The following is a 17,845-nucleotide window of genomic DNA, read 5'->3' on the forward strand; positions in this document are numbered from 1 at the left end:
GCTGCTGCGCGCAGCATAAGGCAGAACTTGCGATGTTGAATGCGTTGCGCGGCCTGGGGCGCGGACACGGGGCCAAATTGGACCCGATCCCCGGCTGATACTGTGCCGAGTTCCAAAAAATAATGAATACCAATCTGGGAGAAGATGAAATGAAAATGAAGGGTTTTGGCGTCGCACTGGGTGCGTTGGGCATGATTGCAGGCGCGGCTCAGGCAGCTGAGATGGGAGCCGTGGACAAGCCGATCAAGCTGGCCATCAACGAATGGACCGGCCAGCATGTTTCGACCCATGTGGCGGGCGAGATGCTCAAGGCTGCTGGATATCAGGTGGAATATGTGACCGCCGGTTACATGAATATGTATCAGGCGATGGCCGATGGCGAATTGCACGGCGCGATGGAGATCTGGTCTTCGAACGTGTCTGATGATTATGCCAAAAAGGTCGAAGGTGGTGGTGTGGCCGAGCTGGGAGATCTGGGGCTGGATGCCAAGGAGGGCATCGCGTACCCGGCCCATGTTGGCGAAATGTGTCCGGGTTTGCCCGCGTGGGAAGCGTTGAAAGACTGTGCCCAGGTGTTTGCCTCGGCTGAAACCATCCCGATGGGGCGTTTGGTGGATTACCCGGCGGACTGGGGTACACCGGGCGCGGACCGTATGACCGGTCTGGACCTGCCGATCAAGGCGATCCCGGCTGGGTCCGAAGGGGCGCTGATTGCCGAATTGCGGGCGTCGACCGAACGCAAGACGCCGCTGCTGATCACCTTCTGGCAGCCGCATTGGGCGATGTCGGCCTATGATGTGCAATTTGTTGATCTGCCCGTTGGCGAAGACGCCTGCTTTAATGATCCGGCCTGGGGACCGAACCCCAATGCGGTCAATGACTGCGATTTCGCCCCAAGCCGTATCTTCAAGGCGGGATGGTCCGGCATGGCCGACACCTGGCCTGCGGCCCATGAAATCCTGACCAACTATCAGCTGGACGTGGCCGATCAGCAGCCCATGATGGGCGCAATCGACGTGGACGGCGGTTCGGTCGAGGAGGTTGTCGCCAAATGGATGGCTGACAACGAAGGTAAATGGCGCCCCGTCGTCGACGCAGCCACCAACTGAGCTGGCACGTGAGCACAGGTAACAGGCCTGCCAACACGCCCGCGATTTCCTGCCAGAATGTCTGGCAGGTTTTCGGGCCGGGCGCTGAAACGGCCCTGACCGATGCATTGGCTCGGTCAGGGGATGACCCGGGAGCGGCGGAACAGGAATTGCGCGACAAGGGATTGATCCCTGCAGTTCAGGACGCAAATTTCGAAGTCCACGAAGGCGAGCTGTTCGTGATCATGGGCCTCAGCGGGTCGGGAAAATCAACGTTGATCCGCTGTATCTCGCATCTGCTGCATGCCACGGGTGGGGAAATCCGCATTGACGGCGAAAACATCGTCGAGGCCAGCAAGGCCCGGCTGATCGAACTGAGGCGCAAAAAGCTGGGTATGGTATTTCAGCATTTTGGCCTGTTCCCGCATATGACCGTATTGGACAACGTCGCCTATCCGCTGCGGGTGCAGGGAAAGAAGAAAGCCGACCGTCACGCCAAGGCGCGGGAGGTGATTGAATTGGTGGGCCTTGAGGGGCGCGAACACCATTACCCGCGTGAATTGTCCGGTGGACAGCGGCAGCGGGTCGGGATTGCCCGGTCGCTGGTGGCGGATTGTTCGGTTTGGTTTCTGGACGAACCGTTTTCGGCGCTGGATCCACTGATCCGGCGACAATTGCAGGATGAATTCCTGCAAATTCAGGACAAGCTAAAAACCACCATCGTTTTCATCACGCATGACATCAACGAAGCGCTGAAACTGGCAGACCGCATTGCCATCATGCGCGACGGCAAGATTGTACAAATTGGTACGCCTGCCGATATCGTGCTGAATCCGGTGGATGACTATGTGCGCGAGTTCTCCAAGGATGTGGCCAAGGGCCAACATGCTCATGTGGTTTCGGTCATGCGGACCGAAGGGGACCTGAGCCACGGGCCGGATGATCCGGGCCTGCTTCAGGGTATGACTCTGGATGCAGCGCTTGCCCGGTGTATGGATCTGTATGAACCCGTGCCGGTGCGAGATGCCGGCGGACAGGTGGTCGGGGTGGTGAACCCCGCCGATCTCGCCGCCGCGTTGCAGGTCGAAACACCATGACAGGTGGTTTGACCAAAGGTGCGCTGGCGGCATTGATCACCTTGGCTGTTGCCGTCCTGTGTCTGGTGCTGGAAAACGCAGCGCCCTGGGTGGTGACCTGGCCCCAGGCCTGGGTTCTGCCTGCGACCGAATGGGTGGGGGCGGGGCTGACCTGGTTTCTGGAGGCCGTGAAGCCGGCGGCGCGCGCCTTTTCCGCAGTAATGTTCTATCCGATGGACTGGGCCAACTGGGTGCTGACAGCAGCGCCCTGGCCGCTGGTCATCGGGGCCACGACCGCCTTGGGCTGGATCCTGGGGGGCACCGCTATGGCGGCGCTGGGTCTGGTAGGGCTGAGTTTTGTTCTCGCTTCGGGGTATTGGATCGAGAGCATGAATACGCTGGCGCTGGTCGCGGTTTCGGTGCCTTTGGCGTTGACAATCGGCGGTGCGATCGGTGTGCTGGCCAATGAATATCCACGGATCAAGAACGCCGTGCAGGCGTTGTTGGACATCATGCAGACCGTGCCGACATTTGCCTATCTCACACCGTTGTTGCTGTTGTTCGGCTTTGGCCCGGTGGTTGGGCTGATCGCTTCGGCGATCTATGCCGCGCCCCCGATGGCGCGCAATGTATTGTTGGGATTGGAGCGGGTCGAACCCGAGATCAAGGAAGCTGCGATCATGGCCGGAGGGACCCGGTTGCAGCAGCTGTTTCAGGTTGAAATACCGTCCGCTTCGACCCAGATCATGGTGGGCGTCAACCAATGTCTGATGGCGGCGTTGTCGATGGTGATCATCGCTGCTGTTATCGGTGGGTTTAATGACATCGGCTGGGAAGTTTTGTTGACCATGCGCAAGGCCCAATTCGGGCAAAGCCTGTTGGCCGGGATGGTCGTCGTCGTTTTCGCCGTGGTCATCGACCGGATGAGCGCGACCTTGGCCAAGGATCGGCGTCAGAGCTATGACAAGCGGGTTGCGATTGGTGTGCTGGCGCTGGGCGTCGCTGTCTCGCTGATCTTTTGGGCGCGCTTGCCGGATCCAGCAGGCTTTACCCTGTTACAGCCGGTGGCGGATGGCGTGGATTATGGGCTGACTGCCTTTACCCGGGCCAACGGCGATTGGTTGGCCAGCTTCAAGAACAATTTCCTGTTCTATGGGTTGCTGCCGTTAAGGATTGGCCTGGACCAGGCGGTGTTGCCCTTTACCTGGGGATTTCAGTGGACCACACAGATGAGCCTGATGCTGTTTGCGGCTGCGGCTGCTGGTGGGATCGTGCTGGGGCTGCGCGGGCGCATGACCCAAGGGGCGCTGCTGTGTATCGGTGCCATTGTTCTGGAAACCGGGATTGCCAATCTGCCCTGGCCCTTTGTCCTGGTGGGCACCGGGTTGTTGGGCTGGGTGTCGGGCGGGCGCAAGTTAGCCATTGTTTCGGTTCTGTTGCTGGGCACCATCCTGTTGTCGGGGCTGTGGGAACGGGCGCTGTTGTCCTTGTATCTGAGCGGCGCGGCAGTGTTTGCCTGCGCGGTTCTGGGCGGTGGTATCGGGTTGATGAGCGCGCTCAGCCCCATGGTGTGGCGGGTGGTGCAGCCGATCTGTGACATGTTGCAGACCATCCCGTTGTTTGTGTTCCTGATTCCGGTTCTGATGGTGTTCCAGATTGGCGAGTTTTCTGCCTTTCTGGCGATCATCGCTTATGCCATCGTGCCGATGATCCGATATACGCGCCACGGGCTGACTGAAACTCCGGCTGAAATGCTGGAGGCTGCCACCGCCAGCGGGGCGACCGAATGGCAGATCCTGCGTGATGTGCGCGCGCCTTATGCGGCCCCGACCATCCTGTTGGGGCTGAACCAGACCATTCTCTATGCCTTTGCAATGCTGGTGATTGCGGCGTTGATCGGGACCACCGGATTGGGCCAGTCGATCTATCTGGCGCTGGGCAAGGCCGACGTCGGGTTGGGCATCTCTGCTGGGGCGGCAATGGCTATTCTGGCGCTGATTGCGGATCGGATGGTACAGGGGTTTGCCGAAGAACGCCGCCGCGCATTGGGTCTGTGAAACCCGCCTGAAACAACCCCGGTATGCGCCATCTTTGGTGTGTACCGGGCCACCTTGCCAACCCTCGCAATCCAACAGATGATGTGCGCCAACACACGGCGATCAAAGAGGCAGAGATGGGCGGTTGGGGTGAATTCGGGGCGGCCATGGTCGTCTTTTTGCTGAGTCACGCGATCCCGGTGCGCCCGCCTGTGCGGCCCTGGTTGGTGGCCCGAATGGGGTTGGTGCCCTATCTGGTCTGTTATTCGATCCTGTCCATCGGTGTGTTGATTTGGTTGGTATTGGCCGCGCGCTATGCGCCCTATATTCAGGTGCTACCTGATTGGGAGGGCTGGCGTTGGGCTCCGGTGCTGATCATGCCGCTGGTTTGCTGGTTGGCGGTGGCAGGTCTCGGCACATCCAACCCGCTTAGTTTTGGTGGCATGAAGCGCGGCGAATTCGACCGTGAAAATCCCGGAGTTCTTGGGTTTACCCGGCACCCGTTGCCAATGGCGCTGGCTCTATGGTCCGGCGCGCATCTGTTGGCCAAGGGCGACCTGGCCCATGTGATCCTGTTTGGGGTTTTTGCGGGGTTTGCGGTGATGGCGATGAAAATGTTGGATCTGCGCAAACAGCGTCTGATGGGGGTCGGGGCCTGGCAGGACCTGGCCTGCAACACATCGCTGTTCAATCCTGCAGCGCTGCGTCCGCGTCTGTGGCAGGTGGCGGCGGCCATCGCCATCTTTGTCGTGTTGTTTCACCTGCACCTGCCAATCATCGGGTTTTCACCCTTACCCTGAGAAGGGGGGCTTTGCTTTGTTTAAATCCTGCTTATGTTCTGCTGTGATACTCCGAGCCCATCCAACAACACACGAGAGACCCTGAGATGAACCTGGCCTATGTTATGACCACCGAACGCGGTGCCACCGACCGGTTGCTCAGCGGATTTGCCGCACAACTGACCCAGCAGGCGGTGCGCTGTGTTGGCATCGTGCAGACCAACACCGAATGCGCAGATGACCGGCTGTGTGATATGGATGTGCAGGTCCTGCCGGATGGCAAGGTGTTTCGTATTTCTCAAACCCTGGGCCCCGGGTCCAAGGGATGCCGGCTGGACCCTGCTGCGCTGGAAGAGGCGGTCGGGCTGGTCACGCAATCGCTGGGCGGGGTGCCAGCGCCGGATCTTCTGATCGTCAACAAATTCGGCAAACACGAGGCCGACGGGCGCGGTATGCGACCAGTCATCGGCGAGGCCATGGCCCGCGGGATCCCGGTCCTGACCGGGGTCAACCGCCTGAATCGCAAACGCTTTGAGGATTACTGCGAGGGAATGGCTGTCGCGCTCGACCCCACGGTCGAGGCGTTGGAGAGCTGGTTGGATAGGGTTCGGGCCAACCCCTGATCAGATCTTGGTTTGGGTGGCTGCTTGTGCGCTCTGTTGCGTTCAACCGCTGGCTTAGGTCGCGTCGCTCATCACGATCTTCCTGGTGCCGTGTTCGGCAACCAAGCCGACCATGATTTCGCGCGAAGATATCTTTCTCATTCCCGGTGACCGGCAACACATTCGCGGAAGACGTGCGACGGGGCGCTTTCAGCGGCATTGGGGCATCTTGGTCGGACCGTCGGCGTCCGATGTGTGAATCACGAAGCGCAAAAAAACCAACGCATCCTGATCATTGCAAATCACAATCTGCGAACAAGACACGCCCTGGTCAATTTGGTGATACCAAAAGTCAGATCGTAATCGTGCTGGATCGCGTGGCCAAATCCAATCGCACCTCATGGATCAAAGCTCGTGACGCCAAGGCTGAGAAGCCCAAACCAAAAAAACGGCTCGCAGATCAGGCTGAATATGTGAGACCAACCAAGGATCGGTTTGGCGGCCTTCTAGAGCGACCAAGAGTTATCTTCGCAAGATGTTGTAAAATAAGTGAAATTGAAAAACCGCGCTCAAGCATTCTGTGCCGAATCTGGTCTTTGCCGAGCCTTAGGAAGACAGTCTGAGAATTGATTTTCGAACCTCAGGAACCACTCTTGCCTTCAGGGAGGTCGTGGTTTTCTTCAACCAAAAGGATGAAATGGTGGGCGACCCTGGAATCGAACCAGGCGTGCGTCTCCGCGAGGGAGTTACAGTCCCCTGCCACACCTTGCGGCCTGTCGCCCACTGTCAGGTGGTTGTTGCACCTGACGTGAGGGCGTGATTACTAGCGGACAAAAGCAGCGTCAACAGGAAAATCCCAAGATTTTCACGTGGCGTTGAAAAAAGCCTGCTGGAGAAGAAAATGGCCAAAAAACCCAAATGGATCGTCGAAAAAGAACAGGCCCGCAAGGCCGCTGGATCCGAAACGGTCTGGCTGTTTGGCCTGCATGCGGTTCGGGATGCGCTGATGAACCCCAAGCGTGAGAAATTGCGTCTGGTTGTGACATTGAACGCGCGGGCCAAGCTGGAAGATGCCATTGCCGCCGGTGGGATCGAACCCGAAGTGGTCGACCCCAGAAAATTCAATGTACCGATTGATGCCAACTCGGTCCATCAGGGGGCCGCGATGGAGGTGAAGCCACTGAACTGGGGGGGATTGGCCGACAATTGTATCGGTCGCGAAGCTCCGCGTGTTCTGCTGCTCGATCGGGTGACCGATCCGCATAATGTGGGCGCTATTTTGCGATCGGCCGAAGTGCTGGGTGCCAGTGCAGTCATTGGGACCCGTCACCATTCTGCGCCCGAAACGGGTGCATTGGCCAAAACGGCCAGTGGTGCGTTGGAGCGTCAACCCTATTTGCGGATGCGCAATTTGGCTGACACTATTGCCGAGCTTCAGAATATGGGGTTCCTGGTTCTGGGTCTGGACGGAGAGGCCGAGGTCACCATCGAAGCCACCCTGGAGGGACGCAAGGACAGGCCCGTGGCGCTGGTGCTGGGAGCCGAAGGGCCCGGGCTGCGCGAAAAGACCAAACAGGTGGTCGATCAGTTGGTCAAAATTGACGCGGCGGGTGGATTTGGGTCTTTGAACGTCTCAAACGCCGCGGCAATCGCCCTATATGCTTCGGTAGAGCGATAGGAGGCGACCATTCCACAGACTGACAAGATTCTGACCTGCTGTTATTGTGGAACCCGCACCATCATGGCCGCTATGCGCCGCCAGGGTCATACGACCCTGGTGTGCAGCTCTTGCGGTGCACCATTGGCTGCGCAGAAGGCACGGAAATCGACTGTGGTCGCCGCTGTGGCCCATACTGCGGCCGGATGTGGCGCGCCCGGTGTCAAAATCGCAAAATCACACAAGTCTTCCAAGTCCAAAAAAAACAAATACAAAACGCGCAAGCGCAAGGGGATGTGGTCGCGGGTGTTGGACGAGGCATTCGACGCAATCGAAGACATTTTTGATTGAGACGGACGTTGCGCTGCAATTTCGATCACAAAAGCGTATGAAAGGTTTCCAGACGGGGGCCGGGACGTCATTTTATTGGAAATACAACATCAAAGATGACTGACCCGATACACCATGCGCCGATTTATCATCCTCCTGATTATGCTCGTGTTCCTGCCATTGACTGCGGCCCGGGCGGACACATCGATTTTTAGCGAATCCTCTGGGGTCGCAATCGGCGGGTATGATACCGTCGCCTACTTCAAAGCGGGCCATCCGATGCCGGGTCAGCGCGATTTTGCCGTGATGTGGAAGGGCGTTACCTGGTTGTTTGTCTCGGATGGAAATCGACAAGCCTTTGAATCCAACCCGCGTGCGTATGCTCCTCAATTCGGCGGATATTGTGCTTATGCAGTTTCCAATGGGTATCTGATGAATGGGGATCCCATGGCGTGGGAGATTGTGGACAACCGCCTGTATCTGACGTTTAGCCCGCCGGTGCACCAGATTTGGCGTAAGGATCGTGACGGACATATCGCCAAGGGCCAGGGTAATTGGCCTGTCGTGCTGCGGAATTAAGACCCCAGAAAGTCACAAGTTGGAGAGCAGGGTTTAAATCCATCCTGTGTGACCCCAATTTAATAACAGACCCCGGACGGGAACACCCGGAGGTCTTTTTCACTGTCCCTCGTTCCACACTGTGCGCCCGGCCCCCAAGACCCGGGCGCATTTTTTATGGCATTTCTCAATTGGAGTCGCGGGGAGACATAGCGTTTGTATCCCGTGTGGTGTCGATTGCCGACTTGCATTGCCTGAGCGTCAATGGTTGTGTGCGGGCCACAGGAGATGAACATGGCGGATTACAGTGATTCACTGCTCAAATCGGTACTAAAAAAAACCAAAACCATAGCGGTGGTGGGGGTGTCGATGAATTCTGTCCGCCCCAGTTATTACGTGGCGCGCTATCTTGGGCTCAAGGGTTACAAGGTCATCCCGGTGAACCCCGGGCACGCGGGTAAACGGTTGTTTGGCGAAGTCGTGCGCGGTGATCTGAGTGATATCCAAGGGCCGGTCGATATGGTTGATATCTTTCGCCGGTCCGAAGCGGTGCCGGGTATCGTCGATCAGGCGTTAGCCGAATTCCCCAATCTACAGACGATCTGGATGCAGATCGGGGTCGAGCACGCCGAAGCGGCAGCCAAAGCCGAAGCACGGGGCGTTACAGTTATCCAAAACCGCTGCCCAAAGATCGAATACCAACGACTGTTCGGCGAGTTGCGCATGGGTGGATTTGCCACCGGAATCATTTCTTCGAAGCTGTAGGGCGATATCCTGACCCAAATGAGCGCCTGCGGCGCGCAGGTTATGTCATCGCCGCCCTTGGGGCGTCGCCTCCGTGCGCGTGGGACGGTGACATGTGGAATTGGCCTGTTGCAAGGTGTGGTGCGGTCAGGCAAGGTCGTTGTCAGTCAGGGGGGCGGCGGGATGAATGGGCGGCCAGATACGGCGACGACGCACGCCTGATGTGGGCCTGCGGAGTGGGGTGAAACTCTCAGGACGTCGGACGCGCTGCTTTTTCCACCAGTCCACTTAATCCCTGGCGTCGGGCCAATTCGTTCAGCACATCGTCCAGGGGGACGTCCCTGGCTGCCAACATGACCAGGAAATGATAGAGGACGTCGGCACCTTCGGTGGTGAGCTTGCTTCGGTCACCCTTAACAGCTTCGATGATGGCCTCGATGGCCTCTTCTCCGAATTTTTCGGCGCATTTCTCGGGGCCCTTGGCCAACAATTTGGCGGTCCAGCTGCTGTCGGGATCAGCGGACTTTCGGGCGTCGATGGTGGCGGCCAATTCGTGCAGGATGGACATAGCAGAGCCCTCAGTTCAAACGCATCGGGATGCCGGCGGAAATCATGTGTTCCTTGGCTTCACGGATGGTGTATTCGCCGAAATGGAAGATGGATGCAGCCAGCACAGCGCTGGCACCGCCCTCGGTCACCCCATCCACCAGATGGTCCAGGGTCCCGACACCGCCCGAGGCGATCACGGGCACCTCCACAGAATCACTGATCGCGCGGGTAAGGGGCAGGTTGAACCCGGATTTGGTGCCATCGCGATCCATCGAGGTCAGGAGGATTTCGCCCGCCCCCTTGGCGACCACCAGCTTGGCAAACTCGACCGCATCTATCCCGGTGGGTTTGCGCCCGCCGTGGGTGAAGATCTCCCATTTGCCCGGAGAAACGGTTTTGGCGTCAATGGCACAGACAATGCACTGGCTGCCGAACTGATCAGCGGCTTGGGCGATCACATCCGGGTTGGCTACGGCAGCCGAGTTGAAGCTGACCTTGTCAGCTCCGGCCAGCAACAGGGCGCGCACGTCTTCTTTGGTGCGGACCCCGCCGCCCACGGTCAGGGGCACAAAACATTGTTCGGCGGTGCGACTCACCACATCGAACATGGTGCCGCGGTTTTCGTGGGTGGCGTGAATGTCGAGAAAACAGATCTCGTCCGCGCCCGCCGCGTCATAGGCCTTGGCGGATTCAACCGGATCGCCTGCGTCGCGCAGGCCGACAAAATTGACGCCCTTGACCACACGGCCGTCGGCGACATCGAGACAGGGAATGATGCGGGTTTTCAGCATGGGGGCGTTATGGACCGGTTTGATCCAAGGGGGAAGGGGTTTTCCGGTTCGACCCGCGCCGATTGGTCATTTCGCTCTTGATTTTTTTGGGTCCAAAGGGGGGGCGGGCAGCGGAGATACATCTGGGCGGCTGCTTGCGCTTGGTTTGACAGTCTGGCGCGGTGCGGGTCAATAAAATCAACGGGTTAGCAGGGCTGGTTTCATTGGGTTTGAGAGCGTTGGCGGCCTTCTTTATCGATTGTTGCGATGAGGGGATGGTTTTTGATGAGATGAAACCAAGAAGCTGATGGCAAGGTGGCCGCGTGACGTCGACCATCGATCATCTGCCCAATACCCATAGCGACAGTTTCAACTCAGGAGGCCGGGTTGTTGGTCGCCGCCTTTTAGCCGCCGCCAACGGGCTTGATGGTGCCCGTTTAACACACCGGAATGGGCTTCAATCCACAATTTGGTGTTCTCAGCAGCCATTCCGCTTTTGGATCAGTTGTTTTGCTCGCCGTGACGCCTGATTTCCTATCACGTCACGCTACCCCATCACTGGCGACGCGATGAATTCTCGCTTTGGCATCTGAGCGTGTTTGGCATCCATGGGATCAACGGCTTTCCGCCCCTTGGTTTTGGCTCTCGTTGCGCAGCCAATCGCGGACGGTCGCAATCAGCGCCGGGTCACGTGGCTTGCGGGGGCTGACGATGTAATACCCGTCGCCGGTTGCCAGCGCTGCTTCAAATGCCTGACACAGGCGGTTGCTGCTCAGGTCCCGGTCAACCAGTGCTTTGGGCGTCAACGCCACCCCCTGCCGGGCGAGCGCGGCGTCGATGGCCAGAGAGGTGTGGCTGAAGGTCATGGTTCTGATATCCGGCAGCGGCTGCCCCGTGCACATGGTTTCAAGAAACAGCGGCCAGCGACCATGGGAATCTTCCAGCAGCACATGATGGCGCAGATCCTGTGGGACACGGATTGGCTGGGGGCCTTGTGCCAGGTCGGGGTGACAGACGGCGATCACGTCTGAGGAAAATAGAGGATCCGCCAGCAGCCCGGGGCCAAAGGGCGGTGTGCCCAGGCGAATTGCTATGTCGACACCGTCGGATTGAAAGTTCACCAGAGTGTTCGAGGCATCCAGGCGGATACGGATATCGGGGTTCTGCGCGGAAAACTCTCCCAGTCGTGGCACTAGCCATCTTGTTGCCAGAGAGGGCGACGTACTGATCGTCACAACGACCTCTCCGGGGGTGATCGTATCGGTGGCTTCGGCAATCATGTCGAACGCGCGGTGGATCGACGGCAGGTACCGCCGTCCTTCGTCGGTGAGAGACAAGCCTCTTGGATTTCTATTGAACAATTTGATTTTCAATATTTTTTCTAAAGACCGCACCTGTTGAGACACGGCACCCTGGGTGACGCCCAGCTCCTGGGCTGCCCGTTTGAAGGTTAAGTGACGGCCAGAGGCTTCAAAGGCCTTTAACGCGTTGAGGGGGGGCATTCGGCGCATGTGGGCGTCCGCATAGAGTATAGAATTTCTACTGTCTTATCGCAGAAGTTCTGGTTGGTCAAATCTGGCCGCATGGCCCAAGCTGAGACGAAAGCCGCAGTTAACGTATCTGGAGAGAGAAAAATGACCGATCAAAAAGTTGCAATCATCACCGCAGGGGGCAGTGGCATGGGCGCGGATGCGGCCCGGCGGTTGGCGGCGGATGGGTTCAAGGTGTCGATCCTGTCGTCGTCGGGCAAGGGTGAGGCACTGGCCGCAGAATTGGGGGGAATCGGCATAACCGGGTCCAACCAGTCGAATGCAGATCTTGGGCGGTTGGTCGACACGACCATGGATGCCTGGGGGCGTGTCGATGTGCTGGTGAATTCAGCCGGCCACGGGCCCCGGGCTCCGGTTTTGGAGCTGAGCGACGAGGAGTGGCACCTGGGGATGGATGTCTATTTTCTGAATGTGGTGCGCCCCACGCGGCTGGTTGCGCCAATCATGGTACAGCAGAAATCCGGGAGCATCATCAACATCTCGACCTTTGCCGCCTTTGAGCCGGATCCGGTGTTTCCGACCTCTGGTGTGATGCGGGCCGGGCTGGCTGCCTTTGCTAAGCTGTTTTCCGACGCATATGCGGGCGACAATCTGCGCATGAACAACGTGCTGCCCGGTTTCATTGACAGCCTGCCGGAGAATGCGGACTTCAAGGCCAGAATCCCGATGGGTCGGTACGGAAAATCCTATGCAGAAGTTGCGGCGACCGTTGGTTTTCTTGCGTCAGAGGGCGGCGGCTATATCACCGGGCAGAACCTGCGGGTTGATGGCGGCATCACCCGGTCGGTGTGATGCCGGGCATCCGGTCGGCCTGACAGCCGACCGGAAACAGCAACATAAAAAGGGCAGGGGGCGCTGCCCCCGGTGGGCCGATGGCCCAGTCCCGCACCAATCACTCCGGGGTAGTTTAACCAGAAAAAAACTCAGGCGCGAAAGACCGTCAGCGCCTCTTTCAGGTCGATGGCACCGTCATACAGCGCGCGACCTGAAATGGCACCATTCAACGGCGCGCCGCAGGATTTCAGCGCCTGAAGGTCGGCAATCGACGAGACGCCGCCCGAGGCAATGACCGGGATCGACACCGCATTTGCGAGCGCGGCTGTGGCCTCGACATTGGGACCTTTCATGGCACCATCACGCATGATGTCGGTGTAGATAATCGCGGCCACACCAGCATCTTCGAACGATTTCGCCAGATCGGTGACCATGACGTCGGTCTCTGTGGCCCAGCCCTTGGTTGCGACCTTGCCATTGCGCGCATCAATGCCCACCGCGACCTTGCCGGGGAACGCGCGGGCGGCCTCGCGTACCAGATCGGGATTTTCAACGGCGACGGTGCCAAGGATCACACGGGCCAAACCACGGTCGATCCAGCGTTCGATGGTGGCCATGTCGCGGATGCCACCACCCAGCTGAGCCGGGACCTGGGTCTGTTTCAGGATCTCTTCCACCGGGGCGGCGTTGACGGGTTCACCTGCAAAGGCACCGTTCAGATCCACCAGATGCAGCCATTCACACCCGGCGTTGACAAACTCCAGCGCCTGGGCCGCGGGATTGTCGTTGAACACGGTGGTCTGCTCCATGTCGCCATGCACAAGGCGAACGGCCTGACCGTCTTTGAGGTCGATGGCGGGGTAGAGGATCATGGTTCGGCATCCTTTTGCTGTCTGTCGCGGGTGCTATGCACCGGTCCCTGCCGAAATGCAACGCGACCCAAAGTCAGTCTTGCCCGGTTTTCACAGGAGGGTCACAGTGGGTCCAAGTGTTAAGACAGCCAGGGAGACAACGCGATGAAACGACTGATTGCAAGCGCAGGAGTGATAATCGGTCTGGCGGGGGCGGCATTGGCCGATCCGGCGGCCGGCACATGGAAGACGGAACCCGGGGATACGGGGGGCTATCTGCATGTGGACGTGGGGCCCTGTGGCTCTGCCATTTGTGGCACGATCAAAACCGCCTTTGACAAGAATGGGGTGGAACAGACCGACTATGAACACAAGGGAAAGAAGATGATCTGGGACATGCAGGCCGACGGGGGCGGGTCCTATTCAGACGGTCAGATCTGGGCCGCGGATTCGGGCAAGACCTATTCGTCCAAAATGTCGCTCAGTGGCAATGCGCTGACCGTCAAGGGCTGTGTCGCGGGTGGGTTGATCTGTCGGGGGCAGACCTGGAAACGGGTGAACTGATCACCTTGAGTTTTGCAAAAAAAGAAGGCCGGGCTGCGCGCAGCACCGGCCTTTTAGTCGGTCAACACCGGCAGGGGGACTACCGGTGAGACGGGGAGTAAAACTCAGATCGCAAGATATTCGGCGCGCAGCTCTTCGTTCTCCAGAACTTCGGCGGCCGCGCCGTCGAAAACGATGCCACCCGTGTCCAGGATCACGGCCCGGTCGGCCAGCTCCAGCGCACGAACCGCGTTCTGTTCAACGATGACAGTGGTCATGCCCTGTTCCTTGATGTGGATGAGGGTTTTTTCAATCTCGTCCACGATGACAGGTGCGAGACCTTCATAGGGTTCATCCAGCAACAGCACCTTGATGTCACGGGCCAGAGCCCTGGCGATGGCCAGCATCTGCTGTTCGCCCCCGGACAGAGTGATGCCTTCCTGCTTGCGCCGCTCCCCCAGACGGGGAAACAGATCATACAGGCGTTCGATCGACCAACCAATGGGCGGGGCGATTTGGGCCAGTTGCAGGTTCTCTTCGACCGTGAGACCGGGGATAATCCGGCGATCTTCGGGCACGAGGCCCAGCCCGACGGTGGCGGCTTCGTGGCTCGCCATATTGTGCAGCGGTTGGTGATCCAACCAGATCTCGCCGTGTTTGACCTGTGGGTCGCCCAGACGGGCAATGGAGCGCAGGGTTGATGTTTTGCCCGCGCCGTTGCGGCCCAGCAGGGCGAGGATTTCGCCTTCGTGGACGTTAAAGCTGATGCCTTGGACGATATAGCTTTCGCCATAATAGGCATGCAGGTCCCACACCGACAGAAAGGCCGGTGCGGTTGTCGCCTGATTGGCGTTCTTGGAGAAATCGGGTTTTACGTTCATCTGTTTCTCTCCTTACGCCGACTCGCCCAGATACGCTTCGCGCACCTTGGGGTTGCCCTTGATGTTCTGCGGATCGTCTTCGACCAGCGGCGTGCCCTGGGCCAGAACCGTGATCCGATCCGCGAGGCTGAACACCACATGCATGTCGTGTTCGATGATGGCGATGGTGATGTCGCGCTCTTCCTTGATCTGTTTGAGCAGATCAATGGTGTTGTTGGTGTCGGCACGTGCCATTCCGGCAGTGGGTTCGTCCAACAGCAACAGGCGTGGCTCCTGAGACAGGCACATGCCGATTTCCAGACGCCGTTTGTCACCGCGCGACATGGCGGCAGCGTGCATATGCCGTTTGTCCGCCATGTTCATGTCCACCAGCATGGCTTCGGCCTTTTCCAACACGTCCTTTTGTCCGGACACTGACCCGATGGCGTTCAGTTCGAACGCGCCGTCCCGTTTGGCAAAGCAGGGGATCAGCATGTTTTCCATCACTGTCAGATCGCCAAAGATCTCGGGCGTCTGGAACACGCGTGAAATGCCCATCTGATTGATTTCATAGGGCGCGCGCCCCAGAACGGATTGACCATCGAACATGACCGACCCGGTGTCGGGGATCAGCTTGCCCACCAGGCAATTCAGCAGGGTGGATTTACCGGCCCCATTGGGGCCGATGATGGCATGAACGGTGTTTTCCTTGACGCTCAGGTTCACGTCACCCAGCGCCTGAAGGCCACCAAACCGTTTGCCCACGTTCTTGACTTCGAGAATTCCCATCGCTCTCGCTCCTTATTCCGCAGGTTCGGTTTTGCCGGATTTGCTGTCTTCGGATTTCCCGCGACCCTTGATCCAGTTTTTGACCTTTTGACCACCTTCAACCAGGCCACCTGGCAGGAAGATCACCACCAGCATGAACAGGATACCCAAGGTCAGATGCCAGCCCTTGCCGATAAACGGATGCACGACAAAGACCATGAAATCTTCAACTCCGTCAGGCATGAAGGCGAACCACTGATGCAGCACGGTGTCGTTGATCTTGGAGAAGATGTTTTCGAAGTATTTGATAAAGCCAGCGCCCACGACGGGACCGATCAGAGTGCCCGCACCGCCCAGGATAGTCATCAGAACAACTTCGCCCGATGCGGTCCACTGCATGCGCTCGGCACCGGCCAGCGGATCCATCGACGCCATCAGACCACCGGCCAGACCGGCATACATGCCCGAGATGACAAAGGCGGCCAGCGTATACGGACGGGTGTTCAAACCGGTATAGTTCATCCGCTGCTGGTTCGATTTGACTGCCCGCAGCATCATGCCAAATGGCGAACGGAAGATGCGCACCGCCAGATAGAAAGACACTAGCATGATGAGGGCACACAGGTAGTAACCGACATTGAACTGGAACGCCCAGGGACCGACGACCATTTCATAGGTCGACCGCATCTCCAGACCAAACAGGCTGGTGACCGGGATCGACCCATCGGCGGTTTGGGAAACACCCAGAACCCGCGGGTCATCCAGTGTCAGCTGCAGGCCGGTTTCGCCGTTGGTGATCGGTGTCAGAACCGAATAGGCCAGGTTGAACGACATCTGTGCAAAGGCCAGCGTCAGGATCGAGAAGTAGATCCCCGAGCGGCGCAGGCTGACAAAGCCGATGACGACGGCAAACAGGCCGGCAACGATGACGCTCAGCACGATGGCCGGGATCACGTTCATACCAACGAGCTTGAACATCCAGACCGCCGAATAGGACCCGACACCCAGAAAGGCCGCATGACCAAAGGACAGGTATCCGGTCAGGCCGAAAAGAATGTTGAAGCCGATGGCAAAGATGCCAAAGATCACGAACCGTTGCATCAGGTCGGGATAGCCCGCGTTGAACTGCGCCATGGCGCTGCCCGTGGGGAATGGGTTCAGGATGAAGGGTGCGAACAGCGCCAGACAGGCGACGATGATCAGCAGGGTGGTGTCTTTTTTGTCCAGTCCGAACATTGCTTAATCCTCCATCACGCCTTTGCGGCCCATCAGACCCCGTGGACGGGTGAGCAGAATGATGATTGCGACCACATAGATGATGATCTGGTCGATGCCGGGGATGATCGATTTGACTTCGTTCATCGAGGCAAAACTCTCCAGAACGCCCAGCAGGAAGCCCGCCAGAACCGCTCCGGGCAACGAGCCCATACCGCCGACAACCACCACAACAAAGCTGAGAACCAGGAAGTCCATGCCCATGTGATAATTGGGTGAATTGATAGGCGCATACATCACCCCGGCCAGCCCTGCGACGGCTGCCGCGACCCCGAACATGATGGTGAACCGGCGATCGATGTTGATGCCCAGCAGCCCTACGGTTTCGCGGTCTGCCATGCCGGCCCGTACGACCATGCCAAATGTCGTGAACTGCAAAAAGGCAAACACGCCGCCGATAATCAGGGCCGAAAAGGCGAAATACACCAAGCGCCAGTAGGGATAGATGATCGCGTTGGGGTCAAATCCCAGCATGACACCGAAATCGAACGACCCTTTGAACACGTCCGGCGCGCCGGTAGGGATCGGGTTGGCACCATAGAAATACTTGACCACTTCCTGCAACACGATGGCCAGGCCAAATGTCACGAGAATCTGATCCGCATGGGGACGCTTGTAGAAATGTTTGATCAGGCCACGCTCCATCACATAGCCGATGAACAGCATGACCGGGATGGCGAACAGGATCGCCAATGGCACAGACCAGTCGATTATGGCGGCCCCGGTTTCCGGGCCGAACCAGGATTCGACGTAGGCCGTCTTGACCTTGGCCGGGTTGCCAAGAAAGTCAGTTTTGGTTTCGTCGATTGTTTCAAACGACAGGTTCAGAATGCGTTGAACGGTGACCGCGCAGAAGGCACCGATCATGAACAGGGCCCCGTGGGCAAAGTTCACCACGCCCAGCGTACCGAAAATGAGAGTGAGCCCGAGCGCGATCAGCGCATAGGCAGAGCCCTTGTCGAGCCCGTTCAGAATTTGCAGGAGGATTGCGTCCATGGTCCCCACCTTGGTTGAGGGTCACATGCGCCCTCCTGA

19 protein-coding genes and 1 tRNA gene are annotated in these 17,845 nt (G+C 58.5%); 11 read left to right on the forward strand and 9 right to left on the reverse strand.

Annotated features, from left to right (window positions below; all coding sequences use genetic code 11):
• Positions 1–149: 149 nt before the first annotated feature.
• From QEZ52_RS07495 to QEZ52_RS07515, 5 genes are all read left to right on the forward strand, one after another.
• Positions 150–1,109 carry an ABC transporter substrate-binding protein gene (locus QEZ52_RS07495; protein ID WP_406649063.1) on the forward strand — a complete coding sequence of 320 codons (960 nt, stop codon included), beginning with the start codon at positions 150–152 and terminating at the stop codon, positions 1,107–1,109.
• Between the two features lie 8 nt (positions 1,110–1,117).
• The gene (locus tag QEZ52_RS07500) at positions 1,118–2,185 is read left to right on the forward strand and encodes a glycine betaine/L-proline ABC transporter ATP-binding protein (RefSeq protein WP_406649064.1); all 1,068 of its coding nucleotides are present in this window, start codon (positions 1,118–1,120) and stop codon (positions 2,183–2,185) included.
• Positions 2,182–4,221: a proline/glycine betaine ABC transporter permease gene (locus tag QEZ52_RS07505; RefSeq protein ID WP_406649065.1), complete on the forward strand. Its 2,040-nt coding sequence runs from the start codon at positions 2,182–2,184 to the stop codon at positions 4,219–4,221. Before QEZ52_RS07500 ends, QEZ52_RS07505 begins: the two co-directional genes overlap by 4 nt.
• 23 nt (positions 4,222–4,244) lie before the next feature.
• Positions 4,245–5,000: an NnrU family protein gene (locus QEZ52_RS07510; protein WP_406649066.1), complete on the forward strand. Its 756-nt coding sequence runs from the start codon at positions 4,245–4,247 to the stop codon at positions 4,998–5,000.
• An 86-nt stretch (positions 5,001–5,086) separates the two neighbouring features.
• Entirely contained in the window at positions 5,087–5,602 is a 516-nt protein-coding gene (locus tag QEZ52_RS07515; RefSeq protein ID WP_406649067.1) for a DUF2478 domain-containing protein, read from the forward strand.
• A 677-nt stretch (positions 5,603–6,279) separates the two neighbouring features.
• On the opposite strand, the gene QEZ52_RS07520 is transcribed toward QEZ52_RS07515, so the two are convergent.
• Positions 6,280–6,363 (reverse strand) — tRNA-Tyr (locus QEZ52_RS07520).
• 119 nt (positions 6,364–6,482) lie between these two features.
• Here QEZ52_RS07520 and rlmB point away from each other — a divergent pair.
• From rlmB to QEZ52_RS07540, 4 genes are all read left to right on the forward strand, one after another.
• Complete coding sequence (gene rlmB / locus QEZ52_RS07525; RefSeq protein WP_406649068.1) at positions 6,483–7,259, forward strand: 23S rRNA (guanosine(2251)-2'-O)-methyltransferase RlmB; 777 nt, start codon at positions 6,483–6,485, stop codon at positions 7,257–7,259.
• A 63-nt stretch (positions 7,260–7,322) separates the two neighbouring features.
• Positions 7,323–7,589 carry a hypothetical protein gene (locus tag QEZ52_RS07530; RefSeq protein WP_406649069.1) on the forward strand — a complete coding sequence of 89 codons (267 nt, stop codon included), beginning with the start codon at positions 7,323–7,325 and terminating at the stop codon, positions 7,587–7,589.
• A gap of 114 nt (positions 7,590–7,703) precedes the next feature.
• The gene (locus QEZ52_RS07535) at positions 7,704–8,147 is read left to right on the forward strand and encodes a YHS domain-containing (seleno)protein (protein WP_406649070.1); all 444 of its coding nucleotides are present in this window, start codon (positions 7,704–7,706) and stop codon (positions 8,145–8,147) included.
• A 273-nt stretch (positions 8,148–8,420) separates the two neighbouring features.
• Positions 8,421–8,891 (forward strand): CoA-binding protein, encoded by a 471-nt coding sequence (locus QEZ52_RS07540; RefSeq protein WP_406649071.1) that lies wholly within the window; start codon positions 8,421–8,423, stop codon positions 8,889–8,891.
• A 229-nt stretch (positions 8,892–9,120) separates the two neighbouring features.
• Here QEZ52_RS07540 and QEZ52_RS07545 read toward each other — a convergent pair whose 3' ends face one another.
• The 3 genes from QEZ52_RS07545 to gcvA all read right to left on the reverse strand — a co-directional run bounded on the left by QEZ52_RS07545 (position 9,121) and on the right by gcvA (position 11,700).
• The gene (locus QEZ52_RS07545; protein WP_406649072.1) at positions 9,121–9,438 is read right to left on the reverse strand and encodes a phosphoribosyl-ATP diphosphatase; all 318 of its coding nucleotides are present in this window, start codon (positions 9,436–9,438) and stop codon (positions 9,121–9,123) included.
• A 10-nt stretch (positions 9,439–9,448) separates the two neighbouring features.
• Positions 9,449–10,210: an imidazole glycerol phosphate synthase subunit HisF gene (hisF, locus tag QEZ52_RS07550; RefSeq protein ID WP_406649073.1), complete on the reverse strand. Its 762-nt coding sequence runs from the start codon at positions 10,208–10,210 to the stop codon at positions 9,449–9,451.
• 593 nt (positions 10,211–10,803) lie between these two features.
• The gene (gene gcvA, locus QEZ52_RS07555) at positions 10,804–11,700 is read right to left on the reverse strand and encodes a transcriptional regulator GcvA (protein WP_406649074.1); all 897 of its coding nucleotides are present in this window, start codon (positions 11,698–11,700) and stop codon (positions 10,804–10,806) included.
• Positions 11,701–11,823: 123 nt separating this feature from the next.
• Here gcvA and QEZ52_RS07560 point away from each other — a divergent pair, with 123 nt between their 5' ends.
• Positions 11,824–12,531, forward strand: a complete 708-nt coding sequence (locus QEZ52_RS07560; RefSeq protein ID WP_406649075.1) for an SDR family oxidoreductase — start codon at positions 11,824–11,826, stop codon at positions 12,529–12,531.
• Positions 12,532–12,662: 131 nt separating this feature from the next.
• On the opposite strand, the gene hisA is transcribed toward QEZ52_RS07560, so the two are convergent.
• A complete protein-coding gene (hisA, locus tag QEZ52_RS07565; RefSeq protein ID WP_406649076.1) occupies positions 12,663–13,385 on the reverse strand; it encodes a 1-(5-phosphoribosyl)-5-[(5-phosphoribosylamino)methylideneamino] imidazole-4-carboxamide isomerase in 723 nt (240 codons plus the stop codon).
• Positions 13,386–13,529: 144 nt separating this feature from the next.
• Here hisA and QEZ52_RS07570 point away from each other — a divergent pair, with 144 nt between their 5' ends.
• Positions 13,530–13,928, forward strand: coding sequence for a DUF2147 domain-containing protein (locus QEZ52_RS07570; protein ID WP_406649077.1), 399 nt, complete (start codon positions 13,530–13,532; stop codon positions 13,926–13,928).
• A 104-nt stretch (positions 13,929–14,032) separates the two neighbouring features.
• Here the strand turns inward: QEZ52_RS07570 and QEZ52_RS07575 are convergent, their stop codons facing one another.
• Genes QEZ52_RS07575 through QEZ52_RS07590 form a run of 4 tightly spaced genes read right to left on the reverse strand, consistent with a single transcriptional unit; the run spans position 14,033 to position 17,806 of the window.
• Positions 14,033–14,788, reverse strand: a complete 756-nt coding sequence (locus QEZ52_RS07575) for an ABC transporter ATP-binding protein (protein WP_406649078.1) — start codon at positions 14,786–14,788, stop codon at positions 14,033–14,035.
• A gap of 12 nt (positions 14,789–14,800) precedes the next feature.
• Positions 14,801–15,556, reverse strand: a complete 756-nt coding sequence (locus QEZ52_RS07580) for an ABC transporter ATP-binding protein (protein WP_406649079.1) — start codon at positions 15,554–15,556, stop codon at positions 14,801–14,803.
• A gap of 12 nt (positions 15,557–15,568) precedes the next feature.
• Positions 15,569–16,771, reverse strand: coding sequence for a branched-chain amino acid ABC transporter permease (locus tag QEZ52_RS07585; RefSeq protein ID WP_406649080.1), 1,203 nt, complete (start codon positions 16,769–16,771; stop codon positions 15,569–15,571).
• Between the two features lie 3 nt (positions 16,772–16,774).
• Positions 16,775–17,806, reverse strand: coding sequence for a branched-chain amino acid ABC transporter permease (locus QEZ52_RS07590; protein ID WP_406649081.1), 1,032 nt, complete (start codon positions 17,804–17,806; stop codon positions 16,775–16,777).
• Between the last annotated feature and the right edge of the window lie 39 nt (positions 17,807–17,845).

Origin of the sequence: Aliisedimentitalea scapharcae (assembly GCF_045277565.1) — a bacterium.
GTDB classification, from domain to species: Bacteria; Pseudomonadota; Alphaproteobacteria; order Rhodobacterales; family Rhodobacteraceae; genus Aliisedimentitalea; species Aliisedimentitalea scapharcae.

Bases quoted from the DNA above. Each gene is read 5' to 3' on its own strand.
- rlmB (WP_406649068.1), top strand. From the start codon at position 6,483: ATGGCCAAAAAACCCAAATGGATCGTCGAAAAAGAACAGGCCCGCAAG.
- QEZ52_RS07505 (WP_406649065.1), top strand. From the start codon at position 2,182: ATGACAGGTGGTTTGACCAAAGGTGCGCTGGCGGCATTGATCACCTTG.
- QEZ52_RS07535 (WP_406649070.1), top strand. From the start codon at position 7,704: ATGCGCCGATTTATCATCCTCCTGATTATGCTCGTGTTCCTGCCATTG.
- gcvA (WP_406649074.1), bottom strand. From the start codon at position 11,700: ATGCGCCGAATGCCCCCCCTCAACGCGTTAAAGGCCTTTGAAGCCTCT.
- QEZ52_RS07590 (WP_406649081.1), bottom strand. From the start codon at position 17,806: ATGGACGCAATCCTCCTGCAAATTCTGAACGGGCTCGACAAGGGCTCT.
- QEZ52_RS07510 (WP_406649066.1), top strand. From the start codon at position 4,245: ATGCGCCATCTTTGGTGTGTACCGGGCCACCTTGCCAACCCTCGCAAT.
- QEZ52_RS07530 (WP_406649069.1), top strand. From the start codon at position 7,323: ATGGCCGCTATGCGCCGCCAGGGTCATACGACCCTGGTGTGCAGCTCT.
- QEZ52_RS07575 (WP_406649078.1), bottom strand. From the start codon at position 14,788: ATGAACGTAAAACCCGATTTCTCCAAGAACGCCAATCAGGCGACAACC.
- QEZ52_RS07560 (WP_406649075.1), top strand. From the start codon at position 11,824: ATGACCGATCAAAAAGTTGCAATCATCACCGCAGGGGGCAGTGGCATG.
- QEZ52_RS07540 (WP_406649071.1), top strand. From the start codon at position 8,421: ATGGCGGATTACAGTGATTCACTGCTCAAATCGGTACTAAAAAAAACC.
- QEZ52_RS07570 (WP_406649077.1), top strand. From the start codon at position 13,530: ATGAAACGACTGATTGCAAGCGCAGGAGTGATAATCGGTCTGGCGGGG.
- QEZ52_RS07515 (WP_406649067.1), top strand. From the start codon at position 5,087: ATGAACCTGGCCTATGTTATGACCACCGAACGCGGTGCCACCGACCGG.
- hisA (WP_406649076.1), bottom strand. From the start codon at position 13,385: ATGATCCTCTACCCCGCCATCGACCTCAAAGACGGTCAGGCCGTTCGC.
- QEZ52_RS07580 (WP_406649079.1), bottom strand. From the start codon at position 15,556: ATGGGAATTCTCGAAGTCAAGAACGTGGGCAAACGGTTTGGTGGCCTT.
- QEZ52_RS07585 (WP_406649080.1), bottom strand. From the start codon at position 16,771: ATGTTCGGACTGGACAAAAAAGACACCACCCTGCTGATCATCGTCGCC.
- QEZ52_RS07495 (WP_406649063.1), top strand. From the start codon at position 150: ATGAAAATGAAGGGTTTTGGCGTCGCACTGGGTGCGTTGGGCATGATT.
- hisF (WP_406649073.1), bottom strand. From the start codon at position 10,210: ATGCTGAAAACCCGCATCATTCCCTGTCTCGATGTCGCCGACGGCCGT.
- QEZ52_RS07545 (WP_406649072.1), bottom strand. From the start codon at position 9,438: ATGTCCATCCTGCACGAATTGGCCGCCACCATCGACGCCCGAAAGTCC.